This is a genomic window from Pseudoalteromonas sp. KJ63-1 (assembly GCF_055808145.1).
On record NZ_CM147855.1, the window covers coordinates 1,869,194 to 1,894,122 of the forward strand.

General features: G+C 42.6%; 32 protein-coding genes. 7 read left to right on the forward strand and 25 right to left on the reverse strand.

Features of this window, described 5'->3' with window-relative positions:
* Positions 1–2 precede the first annotated feature (2 nt).
* From AC0L7Q_RS08805 to AC0L7Q_RS08895, 19 genes are all read right to left on the reverse strand, one after another.
* Positions 3–329 (reverse strand): DUF1353 domain-containing protein, encoded by a 327-nt coding sequence (locus AC0L7Q_RS08805; protein ID WP_409423267.1) that lies wholly within the window; start codon positions 327–329, stop codon positions 3–5.
* A 9-nt stretch (positions 330–338) separates the two neighbouring features.
* Positions 339–842 (reverse strand): hypothetical protein, encoded by a 504-nt coding sequence (locus AC0L7Q_RS08810; RefSeq protein ID WP_409423268.1) that lies wholly within the window; start codon positions 840–842, stop codon positions 339–341.
* Positions 839–2,068, reverse strand: a complete 1,230-nt coding sequence (locus AC0L7Q_RS08815) for a hypothetical protein (RefSeq protein WP_409423269.1) — start codon at positions 2,066–2,068, stop codon at positions 839–841. Before AC0L7Q_RS08815 ends, AC0L7Q_RS08810 begins: the two co-directional genes overlap by 4 nt.
* Entirely contained in the window at positions 2,069–2,902 is an 834-nt protein-coding gene (locus AC0L7Q_RS08820) for a phage tail-collar fiber domain-containing protein (protein WP_409423270.1), read from the reverse strand.
* A complete protein-coding gene (locus AC0L7Q_RS08825; RefSeq protein ID WP_409423271.1) occupies positions 2,899–3,420 on the reverse strand; it encodes a hypothetical protein in 522 nt (173 codons plus the stop codon). Before AC0L7Q_RS08825 ends, AC0L7Q_RS08820 begins: the two co-directional genes overlap by 4 nt.
* A complete protein-coding gene (locus AC0L7Q_RS08830; RefSeq protein ID WP_409423272.1) occupies positions 3,413–4,564 on the reverse strand; it encodes a baseplate J/gp47 family protein in 1,152 nt (383 codons plus the stop codon). The genes AC0L7Q_RS08825 and AC0L7Q_RS08830 overlap by 8 nt, the downstream gene beginning before the upstream one ends.
* Complete coding sequence (locus AC0L7Q_RS08835; RefSeq protein WP_409423273.1) at positions 4,564–4,869, reverse strand: DUF2590 family protein; 306 nt, start codon at positions 4,867–4,869, stop codon at positions 4,564–4,566. The genes AC0L7Q_RS08830 and AC0L7Q_RS08835 overlap by 1 nt, the downstream gene beginning before the upstream one ends.
* The gene (locus AC0L7Q_RS08840) at positions 4,869–7,037 is read right to left on the reverse strand and encodes a phage tail tape measure protein (RefSeq protein ID WP_409423274.1); all 2,169 of its coding nucleotides are present in this window, start codon (positions 7,035–7,037) and stop codon (positions 4,869–4,871) included. Before AC0L7Q_RS08840 ends, AC0L7Q_RS08835 begins: the two co-directional genes overlap by 1 nt.
* Positions 7,038–7,041: 4 nt before the next feature.
* The gene (locus AC0L7Q_RS08845; RefSeq protein WP_409425571.1) at positions 7,042–7,233 is read right to left on the reverse strand and encodes a DUF6890 family protein; all 192 of its coding nucleotides are present in this window, start codon (positions 7,231–7,233) and stop codon (positions 7,042–7,044) included.
* Positions 7,209–7,496, reverse strand: coding sequence for a putative phage tail assembly chaperone (locus tag AC0L7Q_RS08850; RefSeq protein ID WP_138607456.1), 288 nt, complete (start codon positions 7,494–7,496; stop codon positions 7,209–7,211). Before AC0L7Q_RS08850 ends, AC0L7Q_RS08845 begins: the two co-directional genes overlap by 25 nt.
* 2 nt (positions 7,497–7,498) lie before the next feature.
* Entirely contained in the window at positions 7,499–8,119 is a 621-nt protein-coding gene (locus AC0L7Q_RS08855; protein WP_409423275.1) for a hypothetical protein, read from the reverse strand.
* Complete coding sequence (locus tag AC0L7Q_RS08860) at positions 8,119–8,568, reverse strand: phage protein (protein ID WP_138607459.1); 450 nt, start codon at positions 8,566–8,568, stop codon at positions 8,119–8,121. The genes AC0L7Q_RS08855 and AC0L7Q_RS08860 overlap by 1 nt, the downstream gene beginning before the upstream one ends.
* A gap of 5 nt (positions 8,569–8,573) precedes the next feature.
* A complete protein-coding gene (locus AC0L7Q_RS08865) occupies positions 8,574–9,680 on the reverse strand; it encodes a DUF2586 domain-containing protein (protein WP_409423276.1) in 1,107 nt (368 codons plus the stop codon).
* 21 nt (positions 9,681–9,701) lie between these two features.
* Complete coding sequence (locus tag AC0L7Q_RS08870) at positions 9,702–10,334, reverse strand: phage virion morphogenesis family protein (RefSeq protein WP_409423277.1); 633 nt, start codon at positions 10,332–10,334, stop codon at positions 9,702–9,704.
* Positions 10,327–10,800 (reverse strand): phage tail protein, encoded by a 474-nt coding sequence (locus tag AC0L7Q_RS08875; protein ID WP_409423278.1) that lies wholly within the window; start codon positions 10,798–10,800, stop codon positions 10,327–10,329. Before AC0L7Q_RS08875 ends, AC0L7Q_RS08870 begins: the two co-directional genes overlap by 8 nt.
* Positions 10,797–11,234, reverse strand: coding sequence for a phage head protein (locus AC0L7Q_RS08880; protein ID WP_409423279.1), 438 nt, complete (start codon positions 11,232–11,234; stop codon positions 10,797–10,799). Before AC0L7Q_RS08880 ends, AC0L7Q_RS08875 begins: the two co-directional genes overlap by 4 nt.
* 109 nt (positions 11,235–11,343) lie before the next feature.
* Positions 11,344–12,078, reverse strand: coding sequence for a phage terminase small subunit (gene gpM / locus AC0L7Q_RS08885; protein ID WP_409423280.1), 735 nt, complete (start codon positions 12,076–12,078; stop codon positions 11,344–11,346).
* Positions 12,079–12,165: 87 nt separating this feature from the next.
* Positions 12,166–13,203 (reverse strand): phage major capsid protein, P2 family, encoded by a 1,038-nt coding sequence (locus tag AC0L7Q_RS08890; RefSeq protein WP_409423281.1) that lies wholly within the window; start codon positions 13,201–13,203, stop codon positions 12,166–12,168.
* A gap of 43 nt (positions 13,204–13,246) precedes the next feature.
* Positions 13,247–14,125, reverse strand: a complete 879-nt coding sequence (locus AC0L7Q_RS08895) for a GPO family capsid scaffolding protein (protein WP_409423282.1) — start codon at positions 14,123–14,125, stop codon at positions 13,247–13,249.
* Between the two features lie 204 nt (positions 14,126–14,329).
* Here AC0L7Q_RS08895 and AC0L7Q_RS08900 point away from each other — a divergent pair, with 204 nt between their 5' ends.
* The 4 genes from AC0L7Q_RS08900 to AC0L7Q_RS08915 are packed head-to-tail and all read left to right on the forward strand — an operon-like array spanning position 14,330 to position 17,935.
* Positions 14,330–16,099 carry a terminase large subunit domain-containing protein gene (locus AC0L7Q_RS08900; protein WP_409423283.1) on the forward strand — a complete coding sequence of 590 codons (1,770 nt, stop codon included), beginning with the start codon at positions 14,330–14,332 and terminating at the stop codon, positions 16,097–16,099.
* Positions 16,099–17,163 carry a phage portal protein gene (locus tag AC0L7Q_RS08905; protein ID WP_409423284.1) on the forward strand — a complete coding sequence of 355 codons (1,065 nt, stop codon included), beginning with the start codon at positions 16,099–16,101 and terminating at the stop codon, positions 17,161–17,163. The genes AC0L7Q_RS08900 and AC0L7Q_RS08905 overlap by 1 nt, the downstream gene beginning before the upstream one ends.
* The gene (locus AC0L7Q_RS08910) at positions 17,160–17,486 is read left to right on the forward strand and encodes a phage holin family protein (RefSeq protein ID WP_138607478.1); all 327 of its coding nucleotides are present in this window, start codon (positions 17,160–17,162) and stop codon (positions 17,484–17,486) included. Before AC0L7Q_RS08905 ends, AC0L7Q_RS08910 begins: the two co-directional genes overlap by 4 nt.
* Positions 17,486–17,935: a hypothetical protein gene (locus AC0L7Q_RS08915; protein WP_409423285.1), complete on the forward strand. Its 450-nt coding sequence runs from the start codon at positions 17,486–17,488 to the stop codon at positions 17,933–17,935. Before AC0L7Q_RS08910 ends, AC0L7Q_RS08915 begins: the two co-directional genes overlap by 1 nt.
* Positions 17,936–17,958: 23 nt before the next feature.
* Here the strand turns inward: AC0L7Q_RS08915 and AC0L7Q_RS08920 are convergent, their stop codons facing one another.
* Positions 17,959–18,132, reverse strand: coding sequence for a hypothetical protein (locus AC0L7Q_RS08920; RefSeq protein ID WP_008135644.1), 174 nt, complete (start codon positions 18,130–18,132; stop codon positions 17,959–17,961).
* A gap of 2 nt (positions 18,133–18,134) precedes the next feature.
* A complete protein-coding gene (locus tag AC0L7Q_RS08925) occupies positions 18,135–18,557 on the reverse strand; it encodes a hypothetical protein (protein WP_149614061.1) in 423 nt (140 codons plus the stop codon).
* Between the two features lie 256 nt (positions 18,558–18,813).
* Here AC0L7Q_RS08925 and AC0L7Q_RS08930 point away from each other — a divergent pair, with 256 nt between their 5' ends.
* A complete protein-coding gene (locus AC0L7Q_RS08930; RefSeq protein WP_409423286.1) occupies positions 18,814–19,857 on the forward strand; it encodes an IS110 family RNA-guided transposase in 1,044 nt (347 codons plus the stop codon).
* Positions 19,858–20,303: 446 nt separating this feature from the next.
* Here AC0L7Q_RS08930 and AC0L7Q_RS08935 read toward each other — a convergent pair whose 3' ends face one another.
* Positions 20,304–20,507, reverse strand: a complete 204-nt coding sequence (locus tag AC0L7Q_RS08935; RefSeq protein ID WP_409423287.1) for a hypothetical protein — start codon at positions 20,505–20,507, stop codon at positions 20,304–20,306.
* Between the two features lie 343 nt (positions 20,508–20,850).
* Between AC0L7Q_RS08935 and AC0L7Q_RS08940 the strand changes: the two genes are divergently transcribed.
* Complete coding sequence (locus AC0L7Q_RS08940) at positions 20,851–21,096, forward strand: ogr/Delta-like zinc finger family protein (RefSeq protein ID WP_409423288.1); 246 nt, start codon at positions 20,851–20,853, stop codon at positions 21,094–21,096.
* Between the two features lie 58 nt (positions 21,097–21,154).
* The gene (locus AC0L7Q_RS08945) at positions 21,155–21,736 is read left to right on the forward strand and encodes a hypothetical protein (protein WP_409423289.1); all 582 of its coding nucleotides are present in this window, start codon (positions 21,155–21,157) and stop codon (positions 21,734–21,736) included.
* A 121-nt stretch (positions 21,737–21,857) separates the two neighbouring features.
* On the opposite strand, the gene AC0L7Q_RS08950 is transcribed toward AC0L7Q_RS08945, so the two are convergent.
* Genes AC0L7Q_RS08950 through AC0L7Q_RS08960 form a run of 3 tightly spaced genes read right to left on the reverse strand, consistent with a single transcriptional unit; the run spans position 21,858 to position 24,927 of the window.
* Entirely contained in the window at positions 21,858–22,166 is a 309-nt protein-coding gene (locus AC0L7Q_RS08950) for a hypothetical protein (protein WP_409423290.1), read from the reverse strand.
* A gap of 8 nt (positions 22,167–22,174) precedes the next feature.
* Entirely contained in the window at positions 22,175–24,715 is a 2,541-nt protein-coding gene (locus AC0L7Q_RS08955) for a replication endonuclease (protein WP_409423291.1), read from the reverse strand.
* Complete coding sequence (locus tag AC0L7Q_RS08960) at positions 24,691–24,927, reverse strand: hypothetical protein (protein WP_409423292.1); 237 nt, start codon at positions 24,925–24,927, stop codon at positions 24,691–24,693. The genes AC0L7Q_RS08955 and AC0L7Q_RS08960 overlap by 25 nt, the downstream gene beginning before the upstream one ends.
* Positions 24,928–24,929 lie beyond the last annotated feature (2 nt).

Genomic DNA, 24,929 nt, shown 5'->3' on the forward strand with positions numbered 1-24,929 from the left:
TATTACCTTAAAAAAGAAAACAACTTATTAAACTGCTCGTAGGCCCACACACAAAACCACATAATATAAGCTTTCCAAATTGGCACACCATTACTTTTAAGTAATACAAAAAACTCATAGTGTGCTTTTTCACGCCCTGTTTTTAATGCAAAGTCATGCCATATAGCAGCAAGTAAACCATCACCAAATGGGTTATGAAACCAACGAACGTACCACGGCAGTGTAAATCCATCAGTTACAAAAAAGCGGTGTACTTCACCAAATTGGGTTTTGAGTGGCTCTAGCAATTGCGCTTTACCGGCATTTACAAAATTGAGTTTAATTTGCATGGCTACCACCTAAATTACTGAAAACCGGCGCTCTGTTAGTGCAAAAATATCTTGCTCGTAATCAGAGTTAATCAGAGCTTGGTTAACTATCCACACGCCATTCGTTTCAAATTTTAAGGGAAGCGTAAATACTCCACCTACAACTTCAGCTGGCATTAACTGAACACGGCCAGTATCAACACGCTTAAATGGCACTTTAAATTTACGGTCTGGTATTGCTAATTGCCCCGTAGCTATAACCGCGTCACTTGATTGCGGCACTGTGTATTCGTTTTCAATGTTTACATAGTCATCTAACTGCCCAGCAACATTGTCGATAACAACAGGTATTAATGGCGTTTCAACGGTGCGTTCTTCTAATTGCCACTCCCCACTTTTAAACACCGCCATCTCATTATCTGCGGGTTTTGGTGGGGCTATTGTTGTATAGCGCAGCTTGGGAAGTGCCCCGCCTTGTTTGTATGTGTATGTACCAGCAAAAACATCGTTTTCATCATATAAATATAAAATCATGGCTGTTTATCTCCAACGAGTTTACACACACTGTTAAGTGGCGAGTCTGATAAATCGGGGGTGAAAAAGAGGTAATCTTCAAGCACTGTATTAGTCTTATAAAATGCGGTTGCTGTGATAATAAATACATCACCGTTAATTTCAGCTAAACGCGCTTGGCCTGTAATCTGCTCTGCAACTGAATTAGGTTTAAACACTCTCGACCAACTTGTTGCACCGTCTTTTAGTAAAAATACACCATCACTATTAGCAACATACAAATCATTAGATGCAGTTAATAAAAAATCTACAAGCAAATTTAATGTTTGATTATTTCCAAACACATCAAATCGATATGGTAGCTTTACCCACGCTGACGCCCCACTCATAGATATATAATAGCGTGAGTAATCTGTTGATGTACCGCCATAAAATGCCGCACTAATAAGGCTTACGCCATCTCTAACCAACGCCGTTGTCTGTATAGACTCGGTGTCAAACATATTGGTTGTGCTGCTAGAAGGTATGTACCCTCTATAAAGCCCATCATCAGATGAAGACCCGCTAATATAAGTAATGTAAGATTCATTTATGTAATAGAAACTATAAGCCGCACTTGTGTAGTTTAAATTTGTCGTATACCAAGTAGATTCGCCATTTTTTCTATAAATAAATTTGCGACTACCGGATACTGAATTTGTAGCACAAAACATGTTATCGCCACTGGGTGATACATCCCAATATTGAAGAGAAGTTACTCCCGATGATGTGTGCGTTTGATCAAGCCATGTAGCGCCGCCATCTTTAGATAAAAATGTTGCTAGGGCGTTGCACGTTAAGAGTGTTTGACCGTCATCGCTGGCTCGGATTATATTTACTTTTGGTACATAGTTTCCTTTTGCAAGAAGAGAAGAAAACTCAGTAAAGTTGAATGTAAGACCATCACTAGATGTGAATACCCCAACCGTATCAACTGTTGCTATGTAAATATGCAAAACACTATTAATTACTTTAACTGTGCTTTTGCTATTCATGTACTCACTAACATTAGCGTGTGTGATTTCAGTTGGAATGATGCTTTGTTCAATAAATTTTCGCTCAAGCTTGCTTGCTAATATTGGATAATCTGCAACAAAGTAAGGCGAGCCGTCACAATCAAGCAATGGCAACTCATTATCTAATTTGGGCTTTGCTGATAGCGTTACGCTGCCTATTTCTATTGCTGACTGTTTTACAATGCTATCCATTTAAAACTCCCATACATTTAATTCTTTGTTATACACAAATACACGCTCGTTTTTATCATCTGCAACAATCGTTACTTGTGTATCAATTGCGCCATCTGCTAAGCGCTTAAACTTAGCGGTTGTTTCATCAGCGTTTGCTTGTTTAATAACGGGTTGCCCATTGCTAGCTCTTATTGAAAACCAGTCATTGTTTTGTAGTTCAGCATCATCAATACCCACTAGTGGCGCTGTGTATTCGTTGCTGTTAATTATGTTATGGCGATTAAACACGCTGATTGTTGGCTGAGTAACAAACGGTAATAAGGTATTAAAGGCTGTTTTTTCTAAATACTGGTTATGGTCATGCGCTGCAAATTCAGCGGCGCTTACAAACTCGCCAACTTGTACTTGCCAAGGCAATGCGCTGAGTGTGATATTTAACTGCTCTGCAATATTTTGGCTGCGCCAAACAATACTTTTTGCACTGTAGTTACCGTAAACATCGGCACTGGTTTTAGTTTTACTTTGTAATGCGGTGGTCACTACAGCAATGAGTATTTGCTCGTTATTTGCATTAGTTGCAACGGCGCCATACCAGTTGTAATCGAAGTCGCCTACGTCATAGCCCATGACCGCACTCATTACTATGGCATTCCCATCGATGCGAGAAACTGCTTTTACTGGCTCGGTGTGCACAATATTTGTCGGTATTATGGTATTTGGGTCTATAGGTGCGGTTTCGTCTTGGCCGTCTATATTTGCAAACACAAAGTGCGTAATGTTTTGTACTTCATCACCGGCGAATACGGCATTGCGATAATTTAAACCGGCGTTAGTTATTTGTAATTGGCTCACCCTATTACCTCCTGATCATATTCAACAAGTCCAATAGCATCGGTTGTATTGACGGTTGCCATCGCACTCAAAAAGTAACGGCGGCACGTGCGGCCATACTGCTTAATCACTTCATTAACCAATTGTTCTTTGCCGCTAAACTCATCCTCTAACATGGCAATTTCTACCATGTCCCAATCAAAACCAGGGACGCGTTCGTTAACTTGAATAAAGCCAAAGCCCAGGCGTTTAAATATTTGTTCCATACCTACGTTTGAGCCGGCATCGGTTGCATTGGCGAACGCGTGTTTTACACGAAGGCCGTAAAGTTCTACTGCTTCATCGGGTAAGCGATTGATGCCACGCTCCCATGCGAGTAAATCTAATATGGCTGTTTGTGCATTTTCGCTGTGTTGTTGCTCTAGCCACCAAAACAAATAGCTTTCTATTTCTTGCCAATAACTTTGGGCAACTTTTGCAAGCGCTGTGACATTTTTCTCTGTTAGCCAAATAGGCAGTTGCGGTGTTAGATCACTCATTATTTAACGCTACTGTATTAATTGTGGGTAACCATAGCTCGCAGTTAATATCTGCATTTTCAAAACGAATTGTTTTAAGCTCACTAAATTGGGTATGTAACTCGGTGGCTAGCTGGCTAAAGCTAAATAACTCGTTTGGTTTGCACTTAGTTACGTTTTTATAAGCCGCATTTTGCCTAAACGCAGCACGTATAAATTGCTCTATATCGGCACTGCGGTTTTGTGTATTGGGGTGCTGCTGGTAGTTAGCCACAATGTTTTGCGGTTGAGTGCTAATTGCAAATACTTGCAAATCGTCACCACTGCCATGGTTACCCGCAGCTATGTGATTGTTTATTTGATTGAGTAACGCGGAACTTATTTCACCTACGTTTAAAAATACATAGGCGTTAGCACTGCCTGGACCCCGAGGGGCGTTTTTCTCAAATACAATGTTATCTACCGATATACCCGTGAACGCTGAAATAATAGAGCGGTACACCGCATCAACGTGATAGCTGCCTAATGATGAAAATGCATCACGTATACGCAAGCGGTAGTTATCGTCGGTTTCAATGTCCTGGCCTGCTCTTGTCAGCCAATCGGCATTATTAATAGCGGTTAGGTTTTCAATGTCTGAAATTACACGTACGTAATAGCCGGCGGCTAGGTTGTAATTTTGGCCTGTTTGCTCAGCTTGTACCGGTATGCTGTGGGTGGATTCGCCTACTGCAAAGGTTTGGTCGTACAAGGTAAACACACGATACACTTGGCCGTTAATTGGTAAACTCTCAACGACTGTACCTGCAGTTATAACAAGCTCAGTATCAATATCAGTTCGAGTAAATTCAACAACCCCCTGTGCTTTAACGGCGGGTAGCTTTGGTGTTTTACGTGACTCGCCGTGTTGCTTTAGCCATTCACCGCCTGCAAGCATAACAAATGAGTTGGGCATAACTTGGGTGATCAAACTTTGTATTAGTTGCTCAGCGGGCTCTACCATGATTGATTTTTGTAAACGAAAAAATGGGCTAAACGTACTAGTGTTACTTACTGTAAATTCACCCTGATCTACATGCTTTTGCCACAGAGCTTGCAGCTGTTCGCGGTTTACCGGAATACCTGCCGCTTGCAGTTCTTGTTTAAATAAGTTGGTGTAATCCATTAGATAGCCCCATCAATCGTTTTAGCGGTTACGCTTATTTCACCCGTTGCTTGCCTGATCACTTTTATGGTGCCAGGCACTAAGCGTTCGTCTTGCTCTACGATCAGCTCTATTTCAGTTAAAATTTTTGCAACGATGTTTTTATTACGTAGCCCGATTAGTTCGGTTACTTTGCCGCTTTCAATAATGCGGTGTTTTACGTCTTGTGCTATTACGTCACTATTGGTTAATTGACTGGGTACAGCAAAACTATCTAGCGCTATGTCGTTATCTATAATATTTAAATCAATATTAAGTGTTGCCATTAGCCTGCAAGCTCCATCATTTGTTCAAAGCTGTTAATTGGGTCGTCAGACTTAACCGTTAAATTATCGATATACACACGCTTGCTGTTATCGCTTTGATTATTGTTTTTAGTACTATTGCTGTTGTTAGTTAGGTTTTGTAGAAACGCTGACTTTTGTACCTTTGCTTTATAGCTGCTGTTTTGTTGCTGTTCGGTGCTTAGTTGCTCTACTTTGTATGCACTGGTGTTGGCTGTGTTGGTAATTGCCTGATCTGTTTTAGCCGTTGGGAATGCATTTAATTGCCCTGTACTCGTATTAATACTAGTGAGTTGCGTTTGTGTGCGACTAAATACAGGCGAGTTTGCAGCGTTAGTAAAATCATTAGTTGTACTGATTGGCACTTGTGCGGCTTTGTTGATAACGCTTTGGCCATAGTCGCGGCTAAAGGCTTGATCGGCATTTTGCATCACTAAATTGTTAGGCTGAGCACGGTTAATGTTTTCGCGAGTTGTAAGCGCTTCTGTTTTTAGTTTTGCTTCGGTATCGTCAATAAGACCTAGCTTTTCAAGAACCCACTTTACGCTGTCAATCACCCCATTAAAGGCCGTTTTCACACTGTCAAACACTGCAATTAGCACTTTGCCCCATGCGGTATTTTGAAATGCAGCCACTAGGTCATCCCAGTAATAGATAAGTGCCCCAACAACGGCAACTAATGCCATAACACCTGCCACCACCCATGTAATTGGGTTTGCCCAAAGCGCAGCATTAAACAACCAAGTCGCAGCTTTTACTGCGAGCATGACCGCTTTAAATGCACCAAATGCAATAGTTGCTGCACCAACGGTGGCAATGAGTGATAAAAAACCCAGCACACGTAATGCGACTAATGATGCTTGCCACAGTTTGGTTAGTACCGTAACCCCAGAGGTTATTGCGGCTGTTGAAACCATTGCCATTTTGTATAAGCCCATGCTGAATATGACCAGCCCATACACCGTGATCAACGCAACAATGCCAACAACCAACGTTGCAATAACACTGGATAGCATGGGGAATCGCTCTGTTAACGACACGATATAGGCAAAGCCTGCGGCCATGATTTCAACGAACGGCTCAACCACCGGTAATAAACGATTACCCACCGCAGCTGCGGCAGCATTAAACGAACCGCTTAACCTGTCCCATGGGCTGGCAATAATGTTCGCCATTTCTGCAGCTTTTGAACTGTCTTGTACGTTTTCAAAAACGTTAATACCGTCTTTTAACTTATCGACTTTGGTGCTGAGCACATCAACCGCTTTTGCACCTTGTTTGCCAAATATTTGGGTAAGTACATCGCCACGCGCCACAGAACCTAATGATGATAACCGCTCATTAATTCGCCCTAACACAACATCGATGGCGAGCATATCGCCATTGTCGGCGGTTAGCTCTATGCCTAATGCATCTTGTGCTTTACCTATTCCTTGTAATAACGATGCCGCTTGCGTACCTGCAACCGACCCTGATTTAGCAACCAGTTGCAGCTCACCTACTAGAGCAAATTGTTGTGCTGAACTTAGTCCAATATTGGTAGCTGTTGCGCCAAGGTTTGAAAATGCGGCTTCCATTTCTGAGCCCGTGGTTTTGTAGAGTTGTACTGCTGTGGCTGTTTGTCCTGCAATTTGGTTAACCCAATTGGACTTACCCATTTTATTAGCGGTTTGCTCAAAAATGCCGTACATCGTGCCCATATAGCTGGTGATAGTGCCAGCATCGGCTTTTGTTGCTACCGCTAACATGTTTGATGTTTTAGTGAACTCGGATAGTTCATCACCACTTAAACCCGCAATGGCGGACTGAATATCGTAGGCACTACGAACGAACTCGGCAGAGTTACCCCCAAATTGAAACCCAAACTCATACGATGTTTTAGTGAGTTTTTGTAGTGCGTCGTCGGCAACGCCGAGCGATTGCACTTCACCCAAAGCGGCAACGTGATCAATTGATGGGGCAAGTGATTTAGCGAGCGCATAACCACCTGCAGCGGCCGTTGTTGCGCCGCGCATCATTTGGTCTTGTGCGACGGCTGTTTGCTGGCTCAGCTGATTAATTTTAGCCATGACTTTATTAACCGGCCCCGTCACCTTGTCGATGATGCCGATTGAATAAGTAAGCTTGTCTAACTTGCTGAGTGTTGCCATTAAATTACTCGCCGCTTAATGCTGTGCAAATGCCGTTATTTACGGCGGTTACAAAGTTTTCTTGTTCGCTGGTGTGAAGATATAGCGCCTGTGCCAAGCTCTCGTCAGTTACTGGTAAATTGCCAAAATATTTAGCGTGGTAAGCCAGTAACTGATCAAGCCTGCTTTTGCCTATTTGCTTGGCTCGGCTTTCGATTTTTTTACCGTAAAATTAAACTCGGGTTGATATTCTTCAACAATGGCACCCACTAAAAACAACGCGGCACCCGGTTGCTGTACTAACTCTTTGAGTTTTTTAGCGTCCGCTTCAACCACGGTGTTAAGAACAAAGTTAGTGGCCGGCTGCACTTTGTTGTTCGGCTGAGTCGAGTTAATGTATTTGTTGTAGTCGGCGCCATTTACGTTAAATGTGATTTCGCCTACCGGTGTTTCAATCGTGATTTTTTTCTCAAACGCCATGATTATTTACTCTCTTTAATGTCTGCTTGGTCTAGCAAGGTGTATGTAAAATAAGGGCCATACTTGGCAGCGGATTGCTCACATAAGGCAATAAACTCATCAAAGTCATTTGGGTTTGCAAATACCTGGCAACCGGCAGACCACTTATCAACTTGGGTTGATGTGGTTGTTGCGCTGGCACGGTGGCAATTAATCCCAAAGTAACCTTGCTGTAGTTGAGCCTCTGGTGTGACGTCCGTGTCTAACTCGGTGTCTTGGTTGTTGTCTCGCAGAACAACAACCGGTTTATGTTGAACAAGGGCGCGGTACTTGCCCTGGTGATAACCCAACATCCATAAACTTTTATGCTGCCCTGCAATGAGCACGGCTGTGCCGTCTATGTTCATTGGGTGTTTACGCCAGTAAATACCCGCATCGGTTGTGGCTTTAAACTGCATTAACTGCCACTTCCCGCCTTGCTGATACAACACGCATATTTCATCGTTAAAGGTATTGGCGCGTGTGTTTGGATGGCGAATACCTATGATATTTAGGTTTAATTCGCCCTCAAATACTGTATGCCCACATGCTTGTAAAGTGCTTAATAGTGTTGTGGCAGTGAGCTTTCGAGCGGCTTTCGTCATTACAAGTCTCTCACTTCGTCATCGGTTAGGTACGGCACGCCATTGATTTTTACAAAGTCAGGACTAGTAATCGGGCACTTAATTGATGTGGTATCTTCTTCGCCACCTTCCGCTTTCAGATCAAGTAGGTCTTCTAGCTGTGGCAAGCAACCAAATGCTTCAATGTTCTTTTTACCGGCGGTCACTTCGGCGTTAAATGCTACGTCGAATGGTTCTATGCCTTTCCAGCTGCCAGCACTTTCTGCTTGCGCTTGAACGAGTAACCAGTTTTCATGATCAAGCTTTAGGGTTACTTCGGCTGAAACTGGCCCATCAATAAATCCTTTAGGGACACCGCGCACTGTTTTTGCTACTCGCCCATCGGTAATTTTTACCGTGGCTTCCTTAACGTGCACCATTGAGCCACCAATGAACACGTCGAAGTCTTTACCGCCTAATACTTTTTGCATGCTGCTTACTCCTTACCTTGTGCATTTAGCATGATGCCCACAATAATGGTGTTGGGTGAGTCGTAAGGCGTCACTTTCATCATTATTTGAACTGTTTTACTGTCAAGCCACGTAATACTGATGCTGTCATCTTTTGGTGGCTCTATTAAACCAGGGAACTTATCAGCGCCAATGTTGACTGAGCGAGCCATGGTTCGTAGTGGCCGACTCATTTCACGTTTGCCGTATTCTGTGCCCGTGGTGCTGTTATTTAAGCGACGGTTTTTAATATTTTGAATGGCAATAATGCGCACCGCGCGGGCTGCCATATCGACAATGCGGCCATTCTCAATTTCTTGATAATCACCGCCCTCGGCATCAAGCATGTTTACATCACCAAAATAAACGCCGTCAAAATCAGGGTAAAACTGGGTGCAACTAAAGCGCAGTGCATCCAGTGCGGCGGTGGTTGAGTTGGTGAGCGGGTTGCCTGCTGCATCGGTTGGCAATGGCATCAGTGACATTGCGCCCGTCAGTACACGCATTGGACTATCAGCAATGGTGACTGAACGTTTACACAAACGCCCAGTGACCGCGCCCAATTCATCACCAAACAGTAATGGCACGGCAGCGACACGATCCCCGACTACCCCATCAGTTAATGGCTGTAATGCAGTGACTAAATCAGACCAATTTTGCCCTTCGGTTAAGCCAGGTGCAGCCAGCAAAAAACGAACGCGACGCGCAAGACTTGATAGAATTTCAAGCGCTTTAGCTTGATAGCTTTCAATGTCAGCTTTACCCGTCACAGGTGTACAAATAACAATGATTTCTGGGCTTACATCTTGGTCCATTGCCTGATCAATTAGCGCCATAACATCAGCTGCCGGTGCGTGTGAAATGGCGTAACCGCTGACTAAGTCGTCACCATTGCGTTGCCATGCTTTTACTTGCGTTTTTAGTGGTGAATCGGCAGCGCCGAACTCTACATCAAAATCGCTTTGCGCATTAATGGGTAGAATTTTGCTGTTATTGTCGGGCGCTTGGCCGATAAACAACACACTTCGCTCTACCTGTTTTGTAGCGCCACTGCCTGTTTGATGGGCGGCAACGGATACTTTACCTTGTGCCATGGTCGTTCCTTTTGCTTTGCGCTACGCCACTTGCATAGCTTTGTTTAAAATAAAACTGTGTTGCTGTTTTTGCTCAGCAACGGTTTGCCCTAAGAAAGAGCGGGCAGGCAAATCAATTTGCCAAGTGCTCTTGCTTGAGCTGCCCTTTAAATCACGCAGTAAAAATCCAGCTTGGTTAATACTTAAATTCTCTGTTATCCATTTAATGCTTGGGCGTTTGCTACCCTTGCCCTTCCCGCGCGGTATTTTGTAACCCTCGGCTATTAATGCGCGGGCTAAGTTACGCGTGGCTGGGCCCTCTTTATTTTGTGCGCCACTGCCTTTTGGCTTGCCTGCATCTAGGCTTACACCCTCTTGATGCGCGCGAGCAATTTTGCCGCTGTTACCCCCGGTAAAATAAACGCCTGCGCTATTAGCGCCATAACGTACTTTCATGCGGCGCTTTAGCTTGGTGAGCATTTTCTTTTTCTTGCCGTTTGCGCGGCCTTGCCATGTTTTACCGGTTAAATCTGTTTGCCTGGTAACGCGCTCTTTACTGCTTTTGTTTGCTGCACGTATTGCACTGCGTAATATATTGCGACGCTTATTTGGCTTGAGCTTTAAAAACGCGAGTTGTTCTTTGCTTTGCCCTTCGTCAAACTTGACGTTAAGCACGGCTTATTTCACCCTCAAGTGTGAATGCTTCAGCTATCCATAGGCTTTGTTCACCAAAATCATAACGGTTGCCATTTAATTCAAACGGGCCGTTGGGTGTTTTTATAAGTTCTATCTCTTCGCACAGCTGCTCTATCGTTAGCTCTACTTCGTTGCTGTTGTCGTCGTTAACATCGGCACTAAATTCAATGTCGGGGCTGTCGTATTTGCCGCCGTTGTTTTGCAGCCAAAAAGAGGCAAATGCACAAATAAGTGCTGCCGGTGCTGAGCATGGATTGATGCTAATAACCCCTGAGTAATAAAACCGCGCGGCTAACAATCCATTACCGTTAATAGTTTTGCTACTTGGCTCTATGCGACCACCCTCTATCCAGCTGTCGAACTGGGTGCTTAGCGCCAGATTACGGCCTTGATATTCAGCGCTTGCTAAATACTGTTTCAGCTGTGCTATTTTGCTTTGGCTCATAACAGTTCTACCGATAAGTTAGGGCTGAGCGATTGCAGTAAACGCAGTGCATTTATACTTTGGCGTTGCCAGTGTTCATGGTTATCAATAGCTGTTTGGCTTTGTGCTGTGGCGCTGTCGCGGTGCGAACTGCCGAGCTTTGATACCAGTAAATTAGCTTTAGCTTTGCTGTAAACTGCATCAAGATAAAAAATGACTTGCTGTGCGTTTAATGGCTCGCCATTGGTAAGCACTGCGCTGGCTAGTTCTTGGTTAGCTTCGCCCTGTGCACGTTTAAGTTTTTCAACAAGTAAATCGCTTTTGCTAGCGTATTCTTGGGCAACTGCGTAGTGCTTAATAAAATATGCGGTGCTGAGCGCTGGGTAATAGCCATTGCCTGGCACATCAACATTGCTGCTATGTAAATCTGCTTGTGGCATACCGCTTAAGTTCATAACGCACCTTTTTGCTTAACCGTTAAATTGGGTGTGGGCGCCACTTAGTCACGCGCGTTAAGCAAGTAATGCTAACGTTGTGCTAAGTTGCCCACCGGCGTTGGAGCTGTTATTCGCTAACGATCCCTTTTAACTGTTTCGTTAGCTTATCGACTAAACCTTTAACCCCTGCTTTGTCGTTAATCGCTTGAGCGTGCTCTGCAAATAACAGTGCATTACCATAGTTATGCTGGGCTGCATCAACCTTGGCAGCAATGGCGTACAACTTACCTCCCACCACTTCAAGGCCGTTCCAGTCTTGATTTTTTAAGGTATTGATTAGACTGCGCAGTACATAGCTAATATCAAACAAGCCTTGCTGCTTTGATTCTGATAAATAGTAATTTGCATCATCGTAGAGTTGGTCGATAACGAACGCAGGCCAATGCTTGGTATTAAACACGGTTGGCAGTGGTTGCTTTTGCTCAACAAGTAATGGCAATAGCTCCATGACTGCATCCCAGCGCTTTAAATCAACTAACCAAATAAACACCCACGCCAATACTTTGTTGTGGTGATTTTGGCCGCTTAAGCGGTAACGGTTGATGTAGCCTAGGTAATCGTTACGCTCTAGCGCTTCTGATTTGTAGCTGGCTTTGTCGCTAATATCTGTAAATGTTTTTAGTTGAGCTAAGTCTGACTCGATGGCCGCTGCAAAAAACGGGTACTCGTTTTGCTCGGTGTTAGTTGCTGGCGCGTTGGCTTGAGTGGCTGTTGCCGTTGCCGCTGCCGTTGGCGCTTGCTTTTCAGTGCTAGTTGGTACACTGCTTACTGCTTTGGCTAATGATTTTTTGACTAAGCTCATTTAAAAACACTCTTTAATTTGGTTAAAAAAAGCCGCCCCGAAACTCGGGAAAAGGGCGGCTAATTGCTGCGCTAATAAATTAGGCGATTATGCCCAGGCGTCGCCTGCTGCGTTTGGTAACTTGACGTTTGCTGACTCGAAGTACATTACTTTTTCAAGGTCTTCGACGTAGTAGCAATCATTGCGTGATAGGTAGTCTTCAACGCGTTTCTTTTTAGCGTTGTTTTCTACACTAGTGCGTGTTGAGCCTGTTTGTACGTAGTGACTTAGGTTGTCAAAGCTGGTTACTAAAATGCCACGCGCTGGGAAAAACGGGATTTTGTAGGTCATTAAACCGCCGTAGGTTTCAATTACCTGCTGCAATTCAATTTTTGTTTTTTCGCTTGGCGTATGTGATTGCTTGGCGTAAAGCTTGTTTTTGTCGTGCGCTAAAAGCTCGTCACCAATAATGGCCACCATGTTTGCACGCTTATGCTCTGGAATACCTTGCAATGCATCGTGCACGGCTTGATCTAGGTTTTCGTAGTCGCCACCGGCACCAATACGAATTTCGCCAACGTTTTCACCTTCACTAATTGCACGCTCTGGTGCATCGCGGCGAATTAACTGCAACCAGCCAATGTTTACATCGTTCATCATTGGGTAGGCAGCAATATCCGTTGTATCGGCTACGTGTGTACCATTCCAACCAATTTTAATAATGTCGAGCGCGATTGCTTGGCGAACATGGTTACGATAGCGATTATGGAAATCAGGGAACTTAGACCACTGATCCATTTTCACCCATGTAATATGAATATCGCACTCTACTGGGTAACAGCGGTATTCACGCTTAGCGAGCTTTGATACATCGCGGGTTTGTCGCTCTTTGGTGTCGTCGGTTTCTACGCCTGCACGGCCTGTGATGCCACCGTCAACACTCATGATCACTGATTGACCCACTAGGTCGTCAACCGGTGCGGTGTTGATCATCTGTAAAAATTCGGCTGACTCGTAAACCGCATCGTAAAGGCGCTGCTCTACCGTTGGTTCTACATTAAATTGTTCGCTCATAGAGGTTACGCCGTAGTTAACGGCCATGCCTGCCATAATGGCGACGAATAACTCTTTAGTTCTGGTTTTCATATGCTTTCCTGCGTTTTGCTAAATTAAGTGTGAGTGAGTGCAATTACAGACAGTTGCTGTATTTGCCGTCGTCGCCTTCGGGTTCGTCGTCGGCGTCAGTGGTATTACCCGCAGGTGCGTTTACTGCTTTTTCAAACTTGTCTGTTAGTTCTGTAAGCAGTTTTTTAGTTGACGATAACTCTTCTTTTAGCTCGGCTACTTCAGTGCTTTCGCCATCTTCTGGCGGTGTTTCTTCGTCTTCCACTTTTGTGGTTGAGAATGAATCAAGCTTTGCTGTTAAGCCGTCAAGCTTTTGGCCGAACTCTTCAAGTGGTGTGCCGAGTGCATCTTTTAATGCGTTGGCTAATTGCGTTTCGTTCATGTCGGGATCTTCCTTTGCGAATATTCGTTTAAAAAAGGGTTTTTTAGGTGTATCGATTGGCTCACATGACCCTAAATCAACGGTTAATAAGGCGACGTCCGTGTCGTCTGGCTTGCTCTTACTACTGAAATGGATTCGGTCGGTGTAGCAGCTTGCTGGGTAGTCGGTTACTGCAAGGCCGGTTAGATAGGTTTTGCCTGAGCCCATAAAATCGCGTTTAATTTCGATACTAAAGTAAACGGCTTGGTCGGCTTTATTGAGTGTTACAAAGCTTTGGTTTGGGGCAAGTACGGCATACAAGCACACTACGCCCTCTTCGTTTTCATAGGCTTGTACACTTTCAACGTCACCTAACATGCCCGGTATATCAACATTGTGTAGGTTTTTAGCGGCCCAGCCTGACCAATTAAATTCGTGATCGAGGTTTATGCGTGCGCCATATTTACGCGGGTTGTAGGTTTCTACTATGTCGGCTACGTCTTGCTCAGTGATTTCGCGGCCGTCAACGGTCATGCCCACGGCGGCAATAGAAAGTGGTTTTGTACGTAGTTGACCTGGCATAAACAAACCTTTTAAATGTTTTTTAGTTAAGCGTTTTGCTTTAAAGTAACTGCAGTTTGCACCCTCTTTTTAATCCTTTCCAACGGTTTAACTTTTTGAAATTCCTATATTTAGCTTTTAGGAATGGCTAGGTTTTTGACTGACAGATTAAGCGCTTTATAACGAATACACTGCCGCTATAGATTAATAAACGCGGTGCAATAGATGGCGAACTACGGACCAGAAATACGCAAAAAAGCACAAGACTTGTATGTTGTTGAGGGTTACACGGTTGATGAAATAGCCGAGCTTGACGATATGCCCAGTGCGCGTAGCGTTCGCCGTTGGGCTGAAGCTGGCAAATGGGAAGATATGTGCCCAAGCTACAATGCCGAAATGGCGTTTAGCAAGCGCATTAATGTGCTGGCCGATAAAGACGATAAAACCGATGCCGACTATAAAGAGTTAGACTTTTGCACCCGCCAGTTATGCGCCCTTAATAAAAGTAAACTTGCCCCTGCCCCTAAACAACGCGCTAGTAACGATGATGCACAGAGCAATAATGGCGGTGGCAGTAATAAGAAGTCGAAGAAGAAAAAGAAAAACGATTGCTCTGGCATTACTGTTGATATGCTCAACGAGCTTAAAGACAAGCTACTTTACCCACACCAAAAACATTGGTTTGAAAACCAAGACCACCGCAGCCGCTTTATTTTAAAACCTCGCCAAATTGGTGCCACATTCTATTTTGCGTTTGAAGCGTTTTATGATGCTGTGGTTAATGGCCGTAATAAAATATTTATATCGGCGAGCCGTGACCAGGCGGAAGTGTTTAAAGCCAATATTGTGGCGCTGTGCCGTGAGCATTTTAATATTGAATTAACTGGCTCACCGATGGTGCTTAATTTAGCCGGTGGTAAAACGGTTAAGCTTATATTTAAAAGTACCAATGCGCGTACGGCTCAATCTGAGTCGGGCGACTTATATATAGATGAAGTGTTTTGGATACCAAACTATAAAACGTTGCGCGGTTTGGCACAGGCCATGGCAACGCATAAGCATTTGCGTATTACCTACTTTAGTACGCCAAGTGTTACCAGCCACGAAGCCTACGACCATTGGAATGGTAAATGGTACCGCAAAACCAAAGCCTGTAACGACCCTGAATTTGCTATTGATGTTAGCCATAAAAACTTAAAGCATGGCTTGCTGTGTGACGATGGCATTTGGCGGCAAATGCTCACCGTGCATGATGTGGTTAAAAGTGGCTTTGACCGTATTGATATTGAAGTATTTGAAAACGAATACAGCACCGATGAGTTTAATAACTTGTTTATGTGTAAGTTTATTGATGATGCCCACAGCGCATTTAACCTTAAACAAATTATGGCCTGTGTTGGCGACTCCACTAAATGGGATGACTTTGATTTAGAGTACGAACGCCCGTTTGCATTAAAGCCAGTGGTAATTGGCTTTGACCCTGCCCGCTTTGGTGATAAAGCAAGCGTTGCTGTGTTAAGTGCCCCTATGAAACCTGGCGAAAAGTTTAGGTTACTTGAAGCGGTTGATTTAAGCGGCAACGACTTTGAAGCCATGGCTACTGAAATAAAGCTACTCACCGAAAAATATAACGTGCAACACATTGGTGTTGATACGACCGGTATTGGTTATGGCGTGTGGGAGATGATCACTAAATTTTACCCGAACGCTGAGCCAATACATTACAACCCCATTATTAAAAACCAACTGGTTATTAAAGCGATTAACGTAATTAAAAACCGCCGTTTTGAGTTTGACCAGGACGCGGTAAATATTGCCAGTTCGTTTATTAATATTCGTCGCAAAGTGGTTGGCGACCAAATTACCTATGCCACAAACCGCACCGCGACCACGGGCCATGCCGATATTGCGTGGGCCATTATGCACGCTATGAAATTTGAACCTCTGGACGGCAATGCCCACAGCCGCCAAACATCTGTAGGAATTGCAGCTTAATGAAACCACGATTACAAGTAAGTAACGGCCATGCGCCTAATTATAACCAACGAACAGCGGTAACCGATTCGTTTAGTTTTGGCGATCCCGAACCCTGTTTAGATAACCGGCTAACCGATTACGTTGGGGTGTTTAGCGATAGCAACGGCATTTATGCACCACCCATTAGTTTGCAAGGTTTGGTAAAGCTTTTGCGCGTTAATGCCCAGCATGGGCCAATACTCTACTTTAAGCGCAACATGATTTTAAAGTGGTATAAGCCTAACCCGCTTTTAAGCCACCAAGCATTAAGTAAGTTTGCGTTTGATCTACTGTGGAGCGGTAACGCTTATTTGCAGATTATTAAAAATTCATTTGGGCAGGTTATTAAGCTGCGCCATTTGCCTGCACTCACTATGCGCTATACCGATACACGTGGGGTATATGCGCAATTGAGTAACCGCAGTCACGAGCCTATTTATTTTAATGCCGGTGAAGTTATACACGTAAAAGAGTACGACCCCGCTCAAGGTATTTACGGCATACCGCAGTATTACGGTGGTATTCAATCAGCCTTACTCAATGAAGATGCCACTTTATTTAGACGCCGCTATTACAAGAACGGCGCGCACATGGGTTTTATATTCTCAATGGCCGACCCGAACTTAAGCGATGCCGACGAAACCGCACTTAAAAATGCCATTCGTGATAGTAAAGGCGTGGGCAATTTTAGAAGTTTGTTTTTTAATTTTCGTAGTAATAAAGCCGATGCTGAGAAGTCGATAAAAATTACACCGGTTGGTGACATATCAACTAAGGATGAATTTGAGCGCATTAAAAAAATAACCTTAAACGACATGCTAAGTATGCACCGCGCACAAGAAGCACTGAGCGGCCAATCGTCTGGCGATAGCCCGGGCTTTGGTGATTTAGATAAAATTACCCGCGCATATTACAACAATGAAGTTGTACCACTACAGCTTGATGTTAAAGGCATTAATAACTACCTCCCCGCTGCACAGCATATTGAATTTAAAGAGCCTGAGTATTCAGACCTAAACCCAACAACTAAGGAAAGCACATGAGCTGGATTGACTTAATAGAGTTTATTAAACAATGGGGGCGTTTATTTATGTTGAGCTTTTTAGCCGCAGGCATACAAATGTATTTAAGCAAACGGCAGTTTACGTTTTTTCATTATTTTATGAGTGTGTTAATTGCGATATTTGCAGCCTACCTTGCGGCTATGTTTTGTGAATGGCGGCAATTTGATGAAAGTTTAAAAACCGGTGTAATTGGTGTAACCGCCTATGCGGCCCCGCACATTTTAGAGGGGTTCGACACGCTAATAAAAGCAATTAGCAAAGATCCAAAAGCGTTTATTAAATTAATTAGGGGTGGCAAATAATGGGATGGTTTAAAACACTGGTTTCATTCATCACTGACCCAATAGCCGATTTAACCGGTGGCTACGTTGAACGTAAACGCATAGCAGCCGAAATGGCTGCTGATATTGCACGGGCTGAAAACAACTTTAAAATTGCGCAGTTTGAAGCAAAAGCAAGGCGCTGTATGCAAGCGGAACAAAACGACGCTGATTACGACTTACTGGTACTTAAGAACCGCGACAAAACCTTAATGGATGAAGTGATCATTCTATTCTTTTTGGGTTTGTTTGTGTGCCATTTTATACCGGCCATGCAGCCGTATATGGAAAAAGGTTGGCAGGCTATGGGCTATAACGGCGCGCCCTGGTACTTTGAATTTGTGATAGTGGGTATTGCTGTTTCAACCCTTGGGTTAATGCGATTGTTTAGAGCGTTTTGGGGTGGTCGGGATAAAAAAGAAAAGCGCTAGTTAGGAGCTAGCGCCCTCAAGCTTTAATTTTGCGATTTATCAATTTTAGAAATTAATGTATCAAGCACCATTAAATCATTAGCCTTTTCCATATATTCATCGCTATCTTCATCAAGCTGTTTAAGCTCTACTGTTTCTTTTTCAACCCTGCTTTTAAGAGTACTTTTAATTAATCTAAGCTCTAATTGTGAAAACATAATTATCCTACATCTTTATTTGGTATACCGATAAAACAAGGGATAGCCATTGAGTCTAACTGATTTAACTTATCTAAGTACAGAGTCACAGGCATATCGTATAAAGGGCGAATAGTAAAATGGTTTTTACCTAGAGATCCCCCATCATCAAGTGAAACATGCAGACCTTGCGGCATTTTAGACTTGGCTGGTAACTTCCACCACAGCGTACCAAATTTAGGGTTTCTGTAATTAAATAGCGATAAGCCACCCGATTTACTGTCAACAAAGTCAATATCATTCTTTTTGTAAACTCTTACATCCCAAGTTTGTTCTTCCTCTCTTGGTGGTGTAGTTCGGATATAATCAAACTTAGCTTTTGTTTTACGGCCAAGTCGAAAAAGGTCAAATGGCAAGGTGACATAAAATTGGATTGGTGTATGCATAATCAAATTCCTTATGATTGTGTTTTTAAAATCGTTAATTAAGTTACATCAGATTAATGAGAATATCTAGGCGTAAAATAATTCAACCATTTACTTAATCAAGTTTACTAGACCAATCTATCTCTTTTAGTTTCTCAGCTTTTTCTGCCACAACTTCCAGTCGCTTAAGTGCCCTTGATACTCATTGAGCCTCCTCCCCAGCATCGCGATTATTCGCTACGCTGAAAAGGCAACCAACCTTACAGGAGAAAGCTCAATGAACTTTTACAATAACATGCATCCATATTATTGTGGAATCGATTTACACGCGCGATTACTTTACGTCTGTATCATTGATAATACAGGACTTATCCTTGTTCACAAGAAAATTAAAGATGACCCAGAAGCACTACTAAAACTACTTAAACCGTATACCGGTGACATTGTGGTTGGCGTAGAATGCATGCATTGCTGGTATTGGGTCGCTGACTTTTGTAAAGAACACACTATCGACTTTATTCTCGGTCATGCGTTATATATGAAGGCGATTCATGGCGGTAAAGCCAAAAACGATAAAATAGATTCATATAAAATTGCCAAACTCATCCGAGGGGGAAACTTCCCACTTGCTTATGTGTATGACAAAGATATGCGTGCTACGCGCGACTTATTACGCCGAAGAACTAAAATTGTTCGCCACGGCGCTGATTTAAAAGCCCATGTCGCCAATACCGCCAGCCAGTACAATTTACCTGCCCACAACGTGAATTTAAAGAACGTCTGCGACAGAGAAAAGATGCGCTATTACTTCCCTGACCCCGTTGTGCAACGATCTATTAATTTAAATATGGCCATACTCGATTGCTATCACAATGAGCTTAAGCCTTTAGAGCATTATATTGAACAAATGGCCAAGCAACACAACCCTGTCCACCTTAATATCTTGCAAACAATTAGTGGTATAGGCCGCATTCTCGCACTTACCATTATTTATGAAATTGGTGACATCAATCGTTTTTCAAGCGTACAAAAGTTCGCTTCATATAGTCGGTTAGTCAAATGTAAAGCAGAGTCTGCCGGCAAAACCTATGGCACCCAAGGTAACAAAATTGGCAATGCACATCTAAAATGGGCGTTCTCCGAAGCCGCTGTATTACTGCTGCGTCACAATCATAACGCCAACAAATACCTCGAAAAACTACAAAAACGAATGAGCAAAGCCAAAGCACTGTCAGCGCTTGCGCATAAGCTTGGTCGCTGTGTTTATTATATGCTTAAAAAAGAGACGGTATTCGATGAAGCAAAATTCTTAAAGAGTTAGTCACGGTACTGAGTGAGCTGAACATCTAACTGGATATAAGGCTGAGCATCAATCAATTGGGTGAGTTAATAACCAACAAGGTTTAACCTGATTATATGCCTACAGACCTAAGCCACTTGTCTTGATTAGACGCTCAGTACGCGTGCATTAATACAATAAACAAAGTCGCTTACACCTGACTTGAGCCTGAAACTAACTGGATCATAATGATGAAACCAGCCGCCTTGAATAGTGCCATGATGAGGTTAACCGATGAATGTCTAGTGCCCCAGCAACCCCAAAAGGATATGGGAAAAACCTGGCTGCGATGAGATCGCAATAAGAGAGCCTCTATATGTGTTTGCCGTAAGCTACTTGCTTAACAGCCGTATCGACAGACGAAGTAAACGAATTTGTTTATTGGTTTAGAATTGACCGTCAATTTATAAAAACGGTCAAAAAGAACACTAATGCCTATTGACAGAGTTAAGGCTCATATGTGTTAAATTTGGTGCTGGTACAAAGTTAAGTGTTGCTGCATTGGTTTTGCTAATGCCACGAACCAAGTAATCACTGAGAGCCGCTTTTATATCTTCGCTGGTACTTTTACTAAACGATAAAAGTACATCTAATCGCTCTTGGGTTTGTGAGCCTTTGTATAAATATTTCATAATTTATTTATCACTTAACTGATAATAAATTTATAATATTTCAATATTAAGTAAATCACCACCTATTTGATCTTTTTGCTGTCACTTTTTGTCAAAGCTTGTCACACTTTTGACATTATGATCCTTTTTAACTTCTTTTCAGATCCTTTAGCAATAAGGTCTAGCTAAAAACACTATGTCACTGGGGTTGTCAATTTGACGCATTTTTTGCACGAAGGCGGAAGGCGAGGAGGAGTGAATTTTTTAGCTTTTTGATTCTCAGCTAATAGTTAAATGGTTATTTGTCACGCAACAAACCACTGTATATAATGACAGTGTATTTTATTAATGATTGGTGAATATTATGGCGCGGGTTACTTGTCCAAATTGCGAAGCTAAAGCAACTATTACATCACGCGAAAAGCAAAGCGCCCATGTAGTTAATTTATATTGCTCGTGTACTAACACTAAAGAGTGCGGGGCGACGTTCCGTATTACCCAGTCGTTTGATCACTTCTTAAACCCCCCAGTTAAAAGCACGCAAGAACTGGCCGCAGCTCTGATTAAAAATCTGCCTCGAGAACAACAATTAGAGTTGGTTGAAATTTAGTCGATATCTGCATCTACTAATGTTAACATTTACTTAAAATTAAGAAGGATTCTTGCAGATGGGTAAAATACCTTTAAGTAAACACTACTTTGAAATTATCTCTGAACATTTCATTATTGTTACAGTTGTTATTGCAGCACTATTCCCTATTTTAGGTTTTGTATATGAGTACACCTTATTAAGACACTTCTATATCAGTATTATAATGTTTTCTAACTCTACTGATTTTTTACTTTCTGCTTTTAAAAAACCATGGATCCCTTATATATACTTTTTGGCGTTAATAGGCTTAATACTCATTGGGTGCCTTCAAAAGGCTCTTGCAATGAAAAAAACACTTTGCTTCACGATGCTTTTTAATTTTTTTATACCTCTTCTTATTTTAATTAGTTTAAAGCTCTATATAGAACGCCAGGCTGATAAACACGCAGATGATATCAAACAACAACACCCTTTTTATGTAAAATTGAAATTAAAAGATGAATCACTAATATCAAAAAATTCTAAAGATATAATAATGATATCAGCGAGTGGGCAATACGTTTTCTTATATAAAAAAATCAATAATGAAAACGGTAAGACTATAATAATACCAAGAGAACAAATAGTTTCTTTAACCCAAAGTCCATTTGAACTTTAACTAGCTTTTATTCATTTACGCCATTAAGCCTGGTGTCCACCAATCGTTGTCGCTGATGCGCTACCTTGTTTGATTATCACAACTGATTGATATGTCCAATTAGAGCGCTTAACTATTAGGTTCATAGATCACCTCTTCCGTTTGCTCCTAACTTAAAATCTACTTTTTCTAGAGCTTGTAGCGATAACTCTGCATACCGTAGCTGCCAATATCTATTTGCTAATTTTTCTATATATTCATCATCAAGCTTTATGGTTTCTGCTTTTGGATAAAAGCAATATGAGCACCTCTCCATTACTTTAGGAAAGGCAAACTTACAATTTATACACAATTTTGCTTGTTTATGACCGTTTGCATGAAGCTCTAATACTGAGTTAACTAACTGGTTTGAGCGTGCCTGTTTTATTTTTAATATATTGTTGTAATCCATATTATCTCCTATGCCATTAAATCCATTGCATACCAGTCGTTGTCGCTAATTGCTGTTGCTTCACCGCTCAATACTAATCTAGCTAAATCAAGATCACCAATTACGTCAGCATGACCTTTTTTAAATTTTGTTGAATTTGGTAAAGAACGGCCATCAACCGAGGCGAACTGACTTGCTAAATCGTATTGTTCGCGTGCGGCCTGGTAGTGTTTTTCTGTTACTTGTATTTTAATAGCTGCTTTTGGCTGTTCTAAATCCAATTTTTCAAAACTATAAAGGTCTAACCCTCTTGTGAAATATACTCGGCCGTTACTGATCACTGTATCGCCATTTTCAAGCGATGAAATCTGCGTCTCTGTAAATGAGTAGAACATATTATTGCATTGAGTTGGTGCGCTATCACTAGATAAGATTGCATCGTTTTGGGCTTCGTTATGCGCCATTGATTCAATAGACTGGCGTCGCAGCTCTTTAATTTGCGCTTTATCATCCCAAATCTGTAGAACACCATCTTGCACTACGTAAGTTTGCCCATTTACAGCGATCCTCTTACCGCTATTTAGATCCTTTTTAACCTCTTCAATATCTTTTTTGTCACACCCCACCATATCAAGTATTAACTCGGCGCTAGAGCCCACGGCTATAGGCGTACAGTTATTACCACTAGACCAAGATAGGTCGGCTGCGCCGACGTTGGTGCTAGCCTTAGCTGCGAGTTTTTCTGCTGTACCTTTGAGTTGTCTTGTCCATTCGATAAGGCGGGTTTTTAAGCTGGTTGCATCCGTTACGTTATGTACGTTGTTAAACAAACGTGTAAGCATGGCTTTGTAATCAATGTTGGTTACAACACCTTTAATGCGGCGCACTACTTCGGCGTAGTCGTTGCCCATGGGGGTATCTTCGTACATTGATTTAAAGTTAGCGGCTCGGCCAATACACATACCGCCCTGTAGTTTTACGTAGTCTTTCCAGTTGGCGTTATCTGCCGCGTAACGAATAGGCTCTATAATTTCGTCTTTAATTGGTTTGCCTTTTGGCATACGGCGAAGCTCTCGCCAAACCGTAACGCTTGGCGAACCTTGAAATTGAAACTGGCGAATATTCCATGTACTTGCCCAGGCTAAAACGGGGTTAGCTTGCTCTTGCAGGTTTTCGCCTGTGTCGGCGTCAACATGATCGGTCAGCATGTAGCCATCAATATTTTTACTGATGTATTTAGCAATGTATGCTGCTGCACTGCCCTTGCTTTTATCAAGTTTGACAGCGTCAAAGCGTGGGCTAAAAGTACGGTAAAATTTGGTCGGCGCTTTATGGTTTTTCGCCTTAAACTTTTTAGGTTCTCTTTTTTCAACCTTGGCTTTTTCGGCCTCTTCTTTATTGCGTTGTATGGCTACTTCGTTGGCTTTCTTTTTAGCAAAGCCCCATTCGCTGCGCTTTTGTTTATAGATTTTAAATAACTTGGTTTTCTCAGTGCCTGCATGGTATTTAACGCAGGCTTCTACTGTTTTAATGTGCGTACCATGGGTGTTTATATCTACAAATTTATTAAATACTTTGGCGCGGGTAAGCTCGGGGCCATAACGATCGTAAAGCTCGTTTTTGTCTTCTTGAATAAAGTACCAACGCAAAATAGCGTTGATTTCTTGAAGTTTGTTTTTTGGCATGAATAGCATCATGTGCCAGTGCGGGCATCCGTCGGCATGTGGTTCAACTACTCGCACACCAAAGTACTTAAGTTCACGGCGGTTTAACTTTGAACGCGCACGTGCCCATGTGGTAGTTAAATAGTTTTGTGCATCTTTAGGGGTTGAACCGTCCCACGTACTTGCATTGGCATGAAAACGCGCAGGGCATGTAATGGTGTAAAACATAGCAACATAGCCCATTTCATCGGCTAGCTCTTCAGTTTCACGTATTCGTAGCATTAACTCATTACGGCGGTTTGCGGGGTTTGCCATGCCGCTTTTTACGGCTTCAATTAAGTTAATTACATCGCCGTCGCTGCTTTGTAGTTCCATCATTTCAAGGAACTGGCGACCACTGGCTTGGGCAAAGCTAAATTCTCGTTGAGCTTGTTTTGATGAATACGGGCTAATACCACGGCGTTTAGGTTTCTGGCTTTTTTTGTCGTAGTAAAGGTCTTTACCCACTTGGCCGGTGGCAATTTCTAGTAATTCTAAAAACTGTTTACGTAGAGTTTTTAATTGTCGAGCCCACCATTTATCGCATTGCAGTTTAAGTAAAGCAATTTCAAAACAGGCTTGCGGCAAGTCGTCTTCGCGCATGTCGTAAAATGGCACGTTGACGCCAAATTGTTTGGCATACCCTGCAACCCCTTCGTAGGTAAGGCGTACTATTTTTTCATACGGTAAATGCTGGTTTTGTTCACTTACATCAAGTGCTTTTTCAAGGCACTCTAATGCAAGGGTGCCTGCATGCTTTTTAGTTTTTTCAACACTACTTAGAATATGCCATGGCAATGGCATATTGTGAGTAATACTGAGTAGTACACCAAAACGGGGTTTTAACCGCGCAATGGTACGGCGCATCCATGTATTAGCGCGGAACTGGCTCCCCGCTTTTTTTCGGTGTAACGATCAATGTATTTACGGGCCATGCGACTTTGCAGCGACACAGGCACCTTTTCCAAGTTGCTAGCAAGGTAATTAAAGTCGTCAATATCAGTAATAGACGAAATTAAGCCCTTAGCTATGCTTGATAGGTTAAGGGCGTCAAGGTCGAGCGGGATTGGATTAGCCACGT